This window comes from Streptomyces liliifuscus (assembly GCF_016598615.1).
In the GTDB taxonomy this organism is placed as follows: Bacteria; Actinomycetota; Actinomycetes; order Streptomycetales; family Streptomycetaceae; genus Streptomyces; species Streptomyces liliifuscus.
Genome location: NZ_CP066831.1, coordinates 6,632,044 through 6,645,933 on the forward strand (window position 1 = coordinate 6,632,044; position 13,890 = coordinate 6,645,933).

A 13,890-nucleotide genomic window follows, 5' to 3' on the forward strand; every position below is an offset into this window, starting at 1 on the left:
GCCGTCAGCCCTTGTACGCCTTGGCGGCGTCCGCTTCGAGCGCCTGCTGCGCGCCCTCGACGTCCGAGGGGGTCTTCAGGAAGTCCTGCAGCGCCTTCCACTCGCCCGCGCCCTGGGTGCCACCGAAGGCGGCCGGGGCCTGGTCGGACATGTCGAAGCGGAAGTCGTCGCCCGCGTCGAGCAGCGCCTTGGCGATGTCCTCGGCCACGGCGTCCTTGTAACTCTTCAGGTCCATCTCCTTGTTGGGGGAGATGATGCCGCCCTGCGCCGCCCAGAGCTCGGCCGCGTCGGTCGACGCGAGGAAGGTGATCAGGGCCTGTGAGGCCTTGTCGTCCTTCAGGATCACGGCCACGTCACCACCGCTGACGACCGGTGACTCGTCGCCGACCGCCGGGAACGGGAAGACCTTGGCGTCCGTGCCAATCTTGGCCTTCGTGTCGGCGTTGATGTTCGCCGCGACGAAGTCGCCCTCGTAGACCATGGCGGCCGGGGTGTCGCCCGAGAAGGTGTTCGTCACCGACTTGGGGAACTCGGTGCGCAGCGCGCCGGCCCTGCCGCCCGCGATCAGGTCGTCCTTGCCCCACAGCTGGGCCAGCGTGGTCAGGGCCTCCTTGACGGAGGGGTCCGTCCACTTGATCTCGTGCTTCGCCAACTGGTCGTACTTCTCCGGGCCCGCCTGCGAGAGATAGATGTTCTCGAACCAGTCGGTGAGGGTCCAGCCGTCCTGGCCGCCGATGGAGACCGCGGGCGAACCGGCGTCCGACAGGGTCTGCGCGGTCTGGAGGAACTCGTCCCAGGTCTTGGGTTCCGCGGTGATCCCGGCTGCCTCGAACGCGGCCGTGTTGTACCAGACCAGGGACTTGTTGGCGGCCTTCGCGTAGACGCCGTACTGCTTGCCCTCGTAGGCGCCCAGGTCCTTCCAGCCCGTCGAGAAGTTCTTGTCGATCTGCGCCTGTGCCTCGGCGCCGAGGGGCTTGACCCAGCCCTTGTCGGCGAACTGGTGCAGCACACCGACCTGCGGCAGGAACGCCACGTTCGGCGGCTTGCCGCCCTGGATCTTCGTGCCCAGGAAGGTGGAGGTGTTGTTGCCGGTCGGTACGAAGCTGACCTCCGCGCCCGTCCGCTTCTCGAACTCGTCCAGGACCTTGGTGAAGTTGTCCTGCTCAGGGCCGGTCCAGACGGCCGCGACCTCCAGCTTCTGGCCGTCCAGCTTGGGGAGCTCGACACTGGCGGCGCCGCCGGTCTCGCTTCCCCCGCCTCCTTCGTCGCTCTTGTCGTCGTCACCGCCGCACGCCGTGAGCGTGAGCGCCATCGCCCCCGCGACGACGGCGGCCGCGGCTCGCGCGGTCCTGCTCATCTTGTGCGACTTGTGGTGCGACCTGTGTGTACGAAGAGTGTTGCTGCGCATGACTTGCCCCGTTCTTCGTCGAACGTCCGAGCGCTGTCCCGTGCGCTCTTGGTCTACGCCCGTGCGCTTGGCGGCGGCAAGAGCGCCTGCGCTGTCAAGACCGTGATCGTAACCGCGTCGTGACGTGGGGACTTGCGGCCACGCCCCGGACCCCGAGGGGGCGCGTCGCCGGGTGCGGCCCCGCTGTGCCTGACCGCGCAGTTCCCCGCGCCCCGAAAAGGGGCGCGGGGAACTGCGCAATCTGTTGGGGGTTCGGGGGCGGAGCCCCCGAGTGAGGGACGGGAATGGGTAGGGGCGGCGGGGGCGAGAAAACGCCGGACGAACCCGCAGCTAGAGAAGCGAAGGCACCTCCGTCGCCGAGACGGAGCGAGCGGCCCGCTCCAGGGCGCTGGCCAGGAGCGCCAGGTCCGTGGGCCCGTTGCCCAGCTCACGAACGGGCCGACGAGCGGGCGGATCGCCCATACGAGCCCACTCCAGGGGCACAACCGTGGGACGCAGAGTCGCCGTACGAGGAATACGCCCCGTGACCCGACCCCCCTGGAACGGCGTTGACCGACCGGCCGGTCCGCCGAGCCGCCCCCGCCCGGGCGCAGGTTCCTCCGGCCCGGCCACCACCGCTTCGAGGACAACCCGGAGCGTGGCCCGCCGAGCCAGCTCCGTCTCGTCCGTCCGCTCCCCGCCCCCGGTCGCCGCCACCAGATGCACCCCGAGCCGCTCCCCGTCCCGCGCCACGGCTTCCAGCGCCCGCACGACCGACCCGGCCGCCGGGCGGCCGGGGGAGCCCAGCGCGGGGGAGAGCAGGGCGTCTAGGTCATCGACGACCACGACGAGCCGCGGGAGCGCAGGCCCCGTGTCCGAACGCGGCCGGCTGGCGACGGGACGCAACCGGAGCGTGGAACTGGAGGGAGTGTCGATGTCCCCGGCACCGGCGGACCCACCGGCCGCACCGCCCTGCCTGGCCGCTCCTGAACCGGCCGAACCGGCCGATCCAGTCGCACCCGCCGAACTCGCCGAACCTGCGGACCGCTGGGCGACGACACGGCCAGACGCCCCCTGTCGGTCCTGCCGATCCTGTCGCGCCTGCCTGTCCTGTCGGTCCTGCACGGCGTGCCACTCGGCGAAGTCGAGCCGGCCGAGCAGCTCGGCCCGCCGCTTCAGCTCGGCGGCCAGGGACTGGGCGAACTCCCGCATCCGTACGGGATCGTGGGCGCCCAGATGCGTCGTCACGTGAGGCAGGTCCGTACACACCTGGAGCCCGTCCCCGCGCGCGGCCGCGCCACCGCTGCCCGTGCCGTCCCGGCCGTCGATGAGCACGATGCCGAGCCGGTCGGGCCGCTCGGCGGCGGCCAGCGAGGCGGCCACCGAACGCAGCAGTTCCGTGCGCCCGCTGCCCGAGGGGCCCTCGACCAGCAGATGCGGCCCCTCGACCGCGAGGTCCACGCAGACGGGCCCGCGGGGACCGGCGCCGAGCACGGCCGTGGCCCGGCCGCCGAGCGCCTCCGTGTCGTCGGCCGCGTCCGCCCAGCGGGCCATCAGTGACGCCGGGGTGGCCCTCGCCAGGCCCAACTCGTCGAGCAGCCGGGCGGCTTGGGGCAGCGGCGCCGACACACGGGTGTGCCGCTCGCCCACCACGCCGTCCGCGCGGAGCGGCGCCAGCGCCCGGGCGAACCGCTCGGCCCAGGCCATGGACACGGCGTCCACGGCGGCGACCGTGCCGTGGCCCACGGGCCCGCCCTGCGCGGGGGACGCGGAACCGCCCGGCTGCTTGCCGTGCGCCACGCGCAGCAGTCGCAGCGCCGTCGCCACGTCCCCGCTGAGCAGCGCGACGGCACCGCACTCGCGGAAGGCGGGCGAGGCCGCGCAGGCCGCCTCGTACGTGTCCGTCACCGGTGAGGCGGGCGACGCGGCCGGCGTCTCCACGAGACAGATGACGTGGATCCCGGCCTGGGGCCCCTCGGCCGCGAGCCGTGACACGGCCTCCCGCACACCGGCCGACCCGGGGTCCCCGTCCACCACGACGACGGTGTGGGGGCCCGGCCACTCGGTGTCCGCCGGATCGTCGGACCGCGCCCAGGAGGGCCGCCTGGCCCGCCCGCGCGAGGCCGCGTCACTGGTCTGCGTACCGCTGCGGGGGAGTCCCAGGTGGGTGATGTTGCTGTCGCGTGCGGTGGGGTGGGCGCGGGGCAGCGCCGGGTCGGTGGAACCGGTGCGCCCACCGGCGCGGGCCGCGTCGCCGTCGGACGGGTGCCTCGACCGGGCCGGACCGTCGGAGGAGGAAGATGAAGCGGAAGAAGAGGAGGTGGTGGAGGAAGAGGAGGACCCGGGACGGCCGCTCGTGCCACCGTCATGCCCCCCAGGGCCACCCGCGCCTCCATGGCCCCGCTCGCCGCCGGGTTCCCGTCGCTCGTCGCCGTCCGACCGTCGTACGGCCGAGAAGGCTCCGCTGTCGTCCGGTGAGCCGTCGCCGAGGCGCCACGCCCCTCCGCCGGTGGACACGGAGGCCCGGCCCGCCTCCGCCAGGTGGTCCTCAAGCCTGCGGACCAGCTCCTCCGTACGCGCCGTCGCCTGTTCGCGGTCGTAGGCGAGGAGGAGACGGCAGTCCTGGCCGTGGGTGGGACGGAGATGGGGGAGCCAGCCGAGCCAGGACCACTCGGCGGTGCGCTCCTCCACGGAACGCGAGCGGTCCGTGCTGATCAGGGTGATTTCCAGGGCGTCGGGCGAGTGCAGCGCGGCGAGCTGGGAGACCACCGCGCGGGCGAGCCCCGAGAGGCGGCCGCGCGGCCCGGCCAGGCCCAGCGCCCCGACCTCCCGCAGACCCGCGGTCACCGGCACGGAGGGGAGCAGGCCGGAGCCGTCGGGCGCGCTCCGGTCCGCCGTGCCGAGCCGCACCGTGAGTGTCTCGGGGTGTCCCGGGCCGCGCTCCCACAGTCGCGGACCCGGTCCGAGCGCGGCCAGCAGCAGCGCGGCGGGATCGGGCCACCGCTCGGGAGCGGACGCGCCCGCGACGAAGGGCTCCTCGGCTGCCGGTGTCTCGTACGCGTCGTCGTACGTGTCGTCGTACGCCTCGTCGTGCTCCGTGTCCGGTTCGTCGCTCCGGCCGCCCGCCAGCCGCCTGGCCCATGCGGAGAGCCCGCCGCGCTTGCGCACACCGCGTGGCACGGGTGTCCCCCGGAGGGGAGTGCCTTTTCGGCCGCCCTCACCGGGGGCGGGTGCGTCCGGGTTCTCCTCGGGGGCTGCTGCCGAGGGCGCTCCGGGGTCCGTGCTCTCGATCCGGGGTGCCCGGCCCTGCCCGGGCACGACGGTCGGGCCCGCGGGCGTGAGCCCCTGGGGCGAGGACGTGGCCCCGGCGGCCCCGTGGGAGCGCCCGCCCTCGGCGGAGCCCCACCCCGCGGTGCCGTACCCGTGATGCGTCTCGGCGGTCGGCGGCGCGCTCCGGAAAGGCGACGCCGCCTCAGGAGCGCCCCCGTCGCCCCCGTCGTGCCTGTCCCCCCGAACGCCCCCGTCGCGCGCGTGGGGCACCCTCGCCGCTCCGGCTGCCTCACCCGGTGCCGGCGCCGGTGCCTGCTGTCCCGTACGACCGGACGTGGCCGTCGGCTGTTCCCGCTCGGGGGTCTCCGGTGCCGTCACGACCCGGATGTGGCCCTCGCCGTCCGGTGCGGTCTCCCGCACGACGGCCGGTTCGCCCGCCGGGGCCAGGCGCAGCGCGGACTCGCCCACCCGAAGGAGTGCCCCAGGCGCGAAGCGCACCTGGCGCTCGCCCACGCGCCGGCCGTCCAGCGTCGTGCCGTTCGTGGAGCCCAGGTCCACCACCGAGACGCGGCCGTCCGCCGCGACCGTCACGGCGCAGTGCAGACGGGAGACGTCCGGGTCGTCCAGCGGCACGTCGGCGTCGGCCGAGCGGCCGATGTCGATCCGGCCGCCGTGCAGGAAATGGACGCCTCCGGCGTCGGGTCCGGCCACCACGCGCAGCTGTGCCGCGGCGGGGTCGAGGTCGGGACCGGGCTCCGCGGGGGAGCCGAGCGACAGCACGGCGCCGTCCATGAGAGGTGGCTCGCCCAGCGTGCAGCGCTGCGCGTCGAGCCGCTCCGCCCCCGCGTACAGCACCCCGGCTCCCTCGCCCCCGACCGCCGAGGCGAGGCCGGAGGCCACCGCCGCGAGCGCGGTCCCGGCGGGTGCTGTCACCAGCACGTCGCAGGACGCGGGGCGTCCCTCGGGGCGCGTCCCCAGCGGGTCTACGACGGTCAGCCGGATCTGCATCGCCGTCAGCGGTCCCTTCTGTCGCGGGCGCCCGCGACGAGGCTGCCCCGCGGTCCCCCACCGCAGATTCCCCCCACCGCACACGGGCACGTCGGCCAGTACGGAAAGCATCCTCGCACCTGCCACTGACAACACGCCCGTCCTCCACCGGCATGTGATCTTGATTGGTCGGCTCTGCCCGCAAAAGTGCCTGACCAATGCCCGAGCGATGTCCGCTTGAGATCGGTCACGTCAAGATGCGGCAACCAAACCACCCAAAGCGAGCGTCTTTTCATCGAACACATACAGGAACGGCTTACGTAATGCATGGGCAGGCAGGGTGAGGGAAACCGCAGCGGGACGACAGCCCGGTGCCACGTTCGACGGCACTACAGTGGGTCGGAACCATCCGTAGCAGGGTGGACGGATCAGTCAGGCAAGCAGCAGGGAGCGCATGACGTGCGGCCGGTAGGGAGCAAGTACCTCCTTGAGGAGCCGCTTGGGCGCGGCGCCACAGGCACCGTCTGGCGCGCCCGCCAGAGGGAGACAGCGGGCGCCGAGGCGGCAGTACCCGGTCAGCCGGGTGAAACGGTGGCGATCAAGGTCCTCAAGGAGGAGCTCGCCAACGACGCGGACATCGTGATGCGGTTCCTGCGCGAGCGCTCCGTGCTGCTCCGCCTGACCCACCCGAACATCGTGCGCGTACGGGACCTCGTGGTCGAGGGTGATCTGCTGGCCCTGGTCATGGACCTGATCGAGGGCCCCGACCTCCATCACTATCTGCGCCAGAACGGCCCGTTCTCGCCGGTCGCCGCCGCGCTCCTGACCGCCCAGGTCGCGGACGCGCTCGCCGCCAGCCACGCCGACGGAGTCGTGCACCGCGACCTCAAGCCCGCGAACGTCCTGCTCAAGCAGGGAGGCGGCCAGATGCACCCGATGCTGACCGACTTCGGCATCGCGCGCCTCGCCGACTCCCCGGGCCTGACCCGCACCCACGAGTTCGTCGGCACGCCCGCCTATGTCGCGCCCGAGTCGGCCGAGGGCCGCCCGCAGACCTCCGCCGTCGACATCTACGGCGCCGGAATCATGCTGTACGAGCTGGTCACCGGCCGTCCCCCGTTCGGCGGCGGATCGGCCCTGGAGGTCCTGCACCAGCATCTGAGCGCCGAGCCGCGCCGGCCCTCCACGGTCCCCGACCCGCTGTGGACCGTCATAGAGCGCTGCCTGCGCAAGAACCCGGACGAGCGGCCCAGCGCCGAGAACCTCGCCCGCGGGCTGCGTACGGTCGCCGAGGGCATCGGCGTGCACGCGAACTCCGCGCAGATCGCCGCCGCCGAGGCCGTGGGCGTCATGCTCGCCCCGGACCTGGCGCCCGCCGCCGTGCCGGGCGACTTCGGTGCCGCCGACCCCACCCAGGTGCTCCCGCAGGGCGCGGCCTCGTACGACCCGAACGGCGCGACCAGCGTCCTGCCGCACACCGGCGCCGCCGACCCCACCGCCGTACTGCCCAACCGTGGCGCGGCCGACCCGACGGCCGTGATGCCGCCGGTGCCCCCGGGGCAGCCCGGGGGCGGTCCCGAGGACCCGCACCCCTGGCAGAACCAGCTGCGGGCGGCCCGCGACCGCAACGAGCCGACGCAGATGCAGCCGTACCTCGACCCGAACGAGGACCCGCTGCGGCGGCGCCCGCAGCGCCAGGTCGCCAGGCCCCAGCAGCAGCCACCGCCGCAGCCGAGGCCCCAGCAGCCGCAGCAGCGCCGGCAGCGACCGCCCCAGAACCAGCCCGGGTACGGCTATCCGCAGCAGGGGCAGCAGCCCCAGGGGTACGCGCCCCAGCACCAGCCCCACCAGCCGCAGCAGCGGCACGCTCCGCCCCAGCAGCCTCAGCAGCCCGCGCCGAGGCCGCCGCGCGAGCCCCGGCAGCGCAGCGCCAACCCGATGAAGATCCCCGGCCTCGGCTGCCTCAAGGGATGCCTGTTCACCATCGTCATCCTGTTCCTGGCCGGGTGGGCGATCTGGGAGTTCAGCCCGCTCCAGGGCTGGATCGGCACGTCCAAGAGCTACTGGGACCAGCTGACGGACTGGGTCGGCACGGTCTCCGGCTGGGTCGAGGACCTGGGCGGCGGTTCCGGGAAGTAAGTCTTCTCAGGCGCCAATAAGCCTTTTCAGGTATTTCAGAGCATTGCCCCTTCAAATCCCCGGAACCGCGGTGCGGTTCTGGGGATTTGTCGACACCTGGGGGGTGATTTCTGTCGCCGAAGAGGAGGTTGGCGCTCTGGGCGCGTAGCTTTATCGGCAACACGCGCCCGTAGGAGCAGTCTTGGTACGGAAGATCGGCAGCCGGTACACCGCCAACCAGATTCTGGGGCGGGGCAGCGCCGGCACGGTGTGGCTCGGCGAGGGGCCCGAGGGCCCCGTCGCCATCAAGCTGCTGCGCGAGGACCTCGCGTCCGACCAGGAGCTCGTGGGCCGTTTCGTGCAGGAGCGGACGGCCCTGCTGGGCCTGGACCACCCGCACGTCGTCTCCGTACGGGACCTCGTGGTCGACGGCAACGACCTCGCCCTGGTCATGGACCTAGTCCGGGGTACGGATCTGCGGACCCGGCTCGACCGGGAGCGGCGGCTCGCGCCCGAGGCGGCCGTCGCCATCGTGGCCGACGTCGCGGACGGACTCGCCGCGGCGCACGCGGCGGGGGTCGTGCACCGGGACGTCAAGCCGGAGAACGTGCTGCTCGACATGCAGGGGCCGCTCGGGCCCGGCGGCTCGCACCCCGCGCTGCTCACCGACTTCGGGGTCGCCAAGCTCATCGACTCCCCGCGGCGGACGCGGGCGACGAAGATCATCGGCACGCCGGACTATCTGGCGCCCGAGATCATCGAGGGGCTGCCCCCGCGGGCGGCCGTCGACATCTACGCGCTGGCGACCGTGCTCTACGAACTCCTCGCGGGATTCACGCCGTTCGGCGGCGGTCACCCGGGGGCGGTCCTTCGCCGGCACGTCACCGAGACCGTCGTCCCGCTGCCCGGGATTCCCGAGGAGCTGTGGCAGCTGCTCGTGCAGTGCCTGGCGAAGGCGCCCGCGTCCCGGTTGCGGGCGTCCGAGCTGGGCGAGCGGCTGCGGGAGCAGTTGCCGCTGCTGGCGGGGATGCCACCGCTGGACGTGGACGAGCCGGACGGGGGCGAGGACGGGAGCGGCGGGTACGACGACGCGCCGGACGAGCCGCAGGCTCCGCGGGAGCGGGTCCGGCGGGGGGCCGTTCCGCTCGTGCCCGGGGCCAAGCCGGACTCCAACCGTGACACGCATACGTCGATGAGGGTGCCGGGGCCCGACGAGCTCGCGGGCGGCGCCCGTGGCACGGCCCGGGCGCCGCGGGCAGCGGGGGCGCCGCGGCCGGGGTCCGCGCGCCATCGGGCCGCCGCGGCCCGGCGTCGGAGGATCACGTTGGGGGCGGCGGGGGTGGCGCTCGTCGCTGCGGTGGGGGTTGGCGCGTGGCTCGCCACCTCGGGGGACGACGCGGGTGCGACGCCCTCCGAGACGGAGACGTCGGCGCCGGCTTCGCCCTGACGGGCCGCTTGTCGTTTTTCGGGTGCGGGTTCGTTTGGGCTGAGCGCGCAGTTCCCCGCGCCCCTCAACAGCACGGGGCTACCGCCCCTGAAGACGAAAGGCAGGGGCGGTAGCCCCTCTTTCGTCTTCAGGGGCGCGGGGAACTGCGCGACCGGCCCCCACCGGCCCGCACCCGACGAACCGAGCCCCGCCAATCACAAGCCCCCCGTTCCACCGGCGGAGCCACTTCGTGGAGCCGTTACGCTGGAGGCGTGGCAGTCGTCGATGTATCCGAAGAGCTCAAGTCCCTCTCCTCGACCATGGAGTCGATCGAGGCCGTCCTGGACCTCGACAAGCTGAGGGCAGACATCGCCGTGCTCGAGGAGCAGGCGGCAGCGCCGTCCCTGTGGGACGACCCGGACGAGGCGCAGAAGATCACCAGCAAGCTGAGCCACCTCCAGGCCGAGGTGCGCAAGGCCGAAGCGCTCCGCGGGCGTATCGATGATCTCAGTGTCCTCTTCGAGATGGCCGAGGAGGAGGACGACCCGGACACCCGGGCCGAGGCCGAGACCGAGCTCACCGCCGTCAAGAAGGCGCTGGACGAGATGGAGGTCCGGACCCTGCTCTCCGGGGAGTACGACTCCCGCGAGGCGCTCGTCAACATCCGCGCGGAGGCCGGTGGCGTCGACGCCGCCGACTTCGCCGAGAAGCTGCAGCGCATGTACCTGCGCTGGGCCGAGCAGCACGGATACAAGACGGAGGTCTACGAGACCTCGTACGCGGAAGAGGCCGGCATCAAGTCGACCACCTTCGCCGTCCAGATCCCGTACGCGTACGGGACGCTCTCGGTGGAGCAGGGCACGCACCGGCTGGTGCGCATCTCGCCCTTCGACAACCAGGGACGGCGCCAGACCTCCTTCGCGGGTGTGGAGATCCTTCCCGTCGTCGAGCAGACCGACCACATCGAGATCGACGAGTCCGAGCTCCGGGTGGACGTGTACCGCTCGTCCGGGCCCGGCGGCCAGGGCGTCAACACGACCGACTCCGCGGTGCGGCTCACCCACCTCCCCACCGGAATCGTCGTCTCCTGCCAGAACGAGCGGTCGCAGATCCAGAACAAGGCGTCCGCGATGAACGTGCTGCAGGCCAAGCTCCTCGACCGGCGCCGGCAGGAGGAGCAGGCCAAGATGGACGCCCTCAAGGGCGACGGCGGCAACTCCTGGGGCAACCAGATGCGTTCGTACGTCCTGCACCCGTACCAAATGGTCAAGGATCTGCGCACGGAGTTCGAAGTCGGAAACCCCGAGGCCGTTTTCAATGGCGAGATCGACGGGTTCCTCGAGGCCGGAATTCGCTGGCGCAAGCAGCAGGAGAAGTAGGCGACATTTGTAGACGTCGTTTTGTCGACAGGGCAACTGCCATCCATCGGACGGCAGTTGCCCTTTGTGTAGGCCGATGTCTGGGTTTTACATCACACTCACATGACGCTGTGCCGGTCAAAAGAGCTTGATCTGGACATCGCGGTCGCAACGACCTTGACGTTGCATTGAAAAGTGGGAAAGCTGACGCGCGGCATGCGTATCTCTGGGGCGCATGTGAACCGGGAGCTCCACCGAGCTTTCCCCGACGTCGCGGCCCCGGGCGCTGCACCATTGACGATGAGCTACTGGGGGTAGCAACCAGATGACCAAGAAGACGCGTATCCGGATCGCGCGGATAGCCGCCGGCGCGGTGATCGCCGCCGGTGCTTCGCTGACCGCCGCCGGTGCCGCTTCGGCTCTCGACGTCGGTGTCGAGGTGGGCGGTCTGAACGTCGGCGCCAAGGCCGACGAGAGCGGTGTCGAGGTCGGCATCGGTGTCGAGGACCCGACGACCCCGGCCCCGACTCCCACGGAGCCGACCGAGGAGCCGACGGTTATTCCGACGGACCCGACCGACCCTCCCACCGAGGAGCCCACGGAGGAGCCGACCGAGGAGCCCACTGAGCCGACGGAGGAGCCGACCGACGAGCCCACCGACGAGCCGAGCGACCCGGGCAACGGCAACGGCGGCAGCGCCGGTGGCAACGACACCGACCCCGACGGCGGCTCCCAGCCGGTCGAGCAGGGCGCGGGCAAGGAGAGCCTGACCGACACCGGTTCGGACACCTCCGCCCAGGGCACCGGCGGCGAGCTGGCCGAGACCGGCGCCGCCGAGAACATCACGTACCTGCTGATCGGCGCCGCCACGATGATCGCCGGTGGCATCGGCTTCCGTATGCTGCCCCGCCTCATGAACGGCCGCGGCGCGGCTGCCTGACATCATGGGCGTACGCGCGTGAGTGTGTGACGTGAGTGCGTGAGAAGGGCCCGGAGCTTGAAGCTCCGGGCCCTTCCTCATGTCTTGTCCGCGCCTTGTCGTCCGCTGCGGTCGTGCCTCGTGCGTGCCCGGTCGTGCCTCGCGCGCGTCCCTACGCGGTCTGGTGGGCCAGCAGGGCCACTGCCGCGATCAGGATGGCGAGCAGTGCGATCAGGGCCATGGGGTTGAGGCCGCCGCCGAAGGGGCCCTCCTGCTGCAGCCGCGCACGGTTCGCGCGGCAGACGGGGCAGCGGCCCTCGTTCACGGGCGCGGCACAGTTCGCGCACACCAGCCGGTCGTACGTCATGCGCTCGCCCTCCTTGCACCGGTTCCACGTACACAACGCTCTCGGGAACGGATACGTTCCCCCTCCACTGTGCCAGGTTCCTCCGGAGGGTGCGCGGGTTCTTGTGCGGGGGCTGGGCAGGGCGCCTCCTGAGGGGTGGCTTGCGTTGTCTCGCGGCTACAGGCCGTGTGTGGCCGGTCGCGCAGTTCCCCGCACCCCTTCGGGGCGCGGCCCCTCTCAGAGGTTGCCCCGCACAAAAGCGCACAACCCTTGCGCAACCTCTCCCGGCGACTGCGCGCGTGTACCCGGGTCGCGTATGGTCACGCTCATCTAACCCCGATATCCCCGACGGCCTGTGGTGCATCCGTGATCCGATTCGACAACGTGTCCAAGGTCTACCCCAAGCAGACCCGCCCCGCTCTGAGGGATGTGTCCCTGGAGGTCGAGCGAGGCGAGTTCGTGTTCCTGGTGGGGTCCTCCGGCTCCGGAAAGTCCACCTTCCTGCGGCTGATCCTCCGCGAGGAGCGGACCAGCCACGGTCAGGTGCACGTCCTGGGCAAGGACCTCGCGCGCATCTCCAACTGGAAGGTGCCGCAGATGCGCCGCCAGCTCGGGACGGTGTTCCAGGACTTCCGCCTCCTGCCGAACAAGACGGTCGCCGAGAACGTGGCCTTCGCGCAGGAGGTCATCGGCAAGTCGCGCGGCGAGATCCGCAAGTCCGTGCCGCAGGTGCTCGACCTCGTCGGGCTCGGCGGCAAGGAGGACCGGATGCCCGGTGAGCTGTCCGGCGGTGAGCAGCAGCGGGTGGCGATCGCGAGAGCGTTCGTCAACCGGCCCAAGCTGCTGATCGCGGACGAACCCACCGGAAACCTCGACCCGCAGACCTCCGTCGGCATCATGAAGCTGCTCGACCGGATCAACCGGACGGGCACGACCGTCCTGATGGCGACGCACGACCAGAACATCGTGGACCAGATGCGCAAGCGCGTCATCGAGCTGGAGAAGGGCCGACTAGTCCGCGACCAGGCGCGCGGCGTGTACGGCTACCAGCACTGACCGCGACCTCCCTCACGCTCTCGGCGCCACCGCAGAGCAGGGGGAGGACTCCCCACGCATCCGCCACGGAAAGGCCTGAGAAGACGCCATGCGCGCCCAGTTCGTTCTGTCGGAGATCGGTGTCGGTCTCCGCCGCAATCTGACGATGACCTTCGCGGTCGTCGTCTCGGTCGCCCTGTCCCTCGCCCTGTTCGGCGGTTCGCTCCTGATGAGCGACCAGGTGAACACGATGAAGGGCTACTGGTACGACAAGGTCAACGTCTCGATCTTCCTCTGCAACAAGAGCGACGCGGAGTCCGACCCCAACTGCGCCAAGGGAGCGGTCACCACCGAGCAGAAGAAGCAGATCGAGACCGACCTCGACAAGATGTCCGTCGTCGAGACCGTCTCGCACGAGTCCAGCGACCAGGCGTACAAGCACTACAAGGAGCAGTTCGGCGACTCCCCGCTCGCCGCCTCGCTCACTCCGGACCAGATGCAGGAGTCCTTCCGCATCAAGCTGAAGGACCCGGAGAAGTACCAGGTCATCGCGACCGCCTTCGACGGCCGTGACGGCGTGCAGTCCGTGCAGGACCAGAAGGGCATCCTCGACAACCTCTTCGGGCTCCTCAACGGCATGAACTGGGCCGCCCGCGCGGTGATGGCGATGATGCTCGTCGTCGCGCTGATGCTCATCGTCAACACGGTGCGCGTCTCCGCCTTCAGCCGTCGGCGTGAGACCGGGATCATGCGCCTGGTGGGCGCCTCCGGCTTCTACATCCAGGCGCCGTTCATCATGGAGGCCGCGGTCGCCGGACTGATCGGCGGCGGGGTGGCGTGTGCCTTCCTGCTGATCGCCCGGTACTTCATCATCGACCACGGTCTGGCCCTGTCGGAGAAGCTGAATCTGATCAACTTCATCGGCTGGGACGCCGTTCTCACGAAGCTGCCGCTCATCCTCGCGACGAGTCTGCTGATGCCCGCGCTTGCCGCGTTCTTCGCGTTGCGCAAGTACCTGAAGGTGTGACGCATGCCAAGAGGGCC

The 13,890-nt window shown here is 71.5% G+C and carries 9 protein-coding genes; 6 read left to right on the forward strand and 3 right to left on the reverse strand.

Annotated features, from left to right (window positions below):
* Positions 1-4 precede the first annotated feature (4 nt).
* Both JEQ17_RS28630 and JEQ17_RS28635 read right to left on the reverse strand, forming a co-directional pair.
* Entirely contained in the window at positions 5-1,408 is a 1,404-nt protein-coding gene (locus tag JEQ17_RS28630; RefSeq protein ID WP_200397848.1) for an ABC transporter substrate-binding protein, read from the reverse strand.
* A 330-nt stretch (positions 1,409-1,738) separates the two neighbouring features.
* Positions 1,739-5,665, reverse strand: a complete 3,927-nt coding sequence (locus tag JEQ17_RS28635) for an FHA domain-containing protein (protein ID WP_200397849.1) — start codon at positions 5,663-5,665, stop codon at positions 1,739-1,741.
* Between the two features lie 438 nt (positions 5,666-6,103).
* Here JEQ17_RS28635 and JEQ17_RS28640 point away from each other — a divergent pair, with 438 nt between their 5' ends.
* The 4 genes from JEQ17_RS28640 (at position 6,104) to JEQ17_RS28655 (ending at position 11,486) form a co-directional block, all read left to right on the forward strand.
* Positions 6,104-7,783: a serine/threonine-protein kinase gene (locus tag JEQ17_RS28640; protein WP_200397850.1), complete on the forward strand. Its 1,680-nt coding sequence runs from the start codon at positions 6,104-6,106 to the stop codon at positions 7,781-7,783.
* A gap of 181 nt (positions 7,784-7,964) precedes the next feature.
* Positions 7,965-9,209, forward strand: coding sequence for a serine/threonine-protein kinase (locus tag JEQ17_RS28645; protein WP_200397851.1), 1,245 nt, complete (start codon positions 7,965-7,967; stop codon positions 9,207-9,209).
* A gap of 251 nt (positions 9,210-9,460) precedes the next feature.
* Entirely contained in the window at positions 9,461-10,567 is a 1,107-nt protein-coding gene (gene prfB, locus JEQ17_RS28650; protein WP_189843485.1) for a peptide chain release factor 2, read from the forward strand.
* Positions 10,568-10,871: 304 nt separating this feature from the next.
* Entirely contained in the window at positions 10,872-11,486 is a 615-nt protein-coding gene (locus JEQ17_RS28655) for an LPXTG cell wall anchor domain-containing protein (protein ID WP_200397852.1), read from the forward strand.
* A gap of 151 nt (positions 11,487-11,637) precedes the next feature.
* On the opposite strand, the gene JEQ17_RS28660 is transcribed toward JEQ17_RS28655, so the two are convergent.
* Positions 11,638-11,832 (reverse strand): hypothetical protein, encoded by a 195-nt coding sequence (locus tag JEQ17_RS28660; RefSeq protein WP_055615824.1) that lies wholly within the window; start codon positions 11,830-11,832, stop codon positions 11,638-11,640.
* Positions 11,833-12,177: 345 nt separating this feature from the next.
* On the opposite strand from JEQ17_RS28660, the gene ftsE reads away from it, so the two are divergent.
* Both ftsE and ftsX read left to right on the forward strand, forming a co-directional pair.
* Positions 12,178-12,867 (forward strand): cell division ATP-binding protein FtsE, encoded by a 690-nt coding sequence (gene ftsE / locus JEQ17_RS28665; RefSeq protein WP_200397853.1) that lies wholly within the window; start codon positions 12,178-12,180, stop codon positions 12,865-12,867.
* 88 nt (positions 12,868-12,955) lie between these two features.
* Positions 12,956-13,873, forward strand: coding sequence for a permease-like cell division protein FtsX (gene ftsX, locus JEQ17_RS28670; RefSeq protein WP_055615826.1), 918 nt, complete (start codon positions 12,956-12,958; stop codon positions 13,871-13,873).
* Positions 13,874-13,890: the final 17 nt, after the last annotated feature.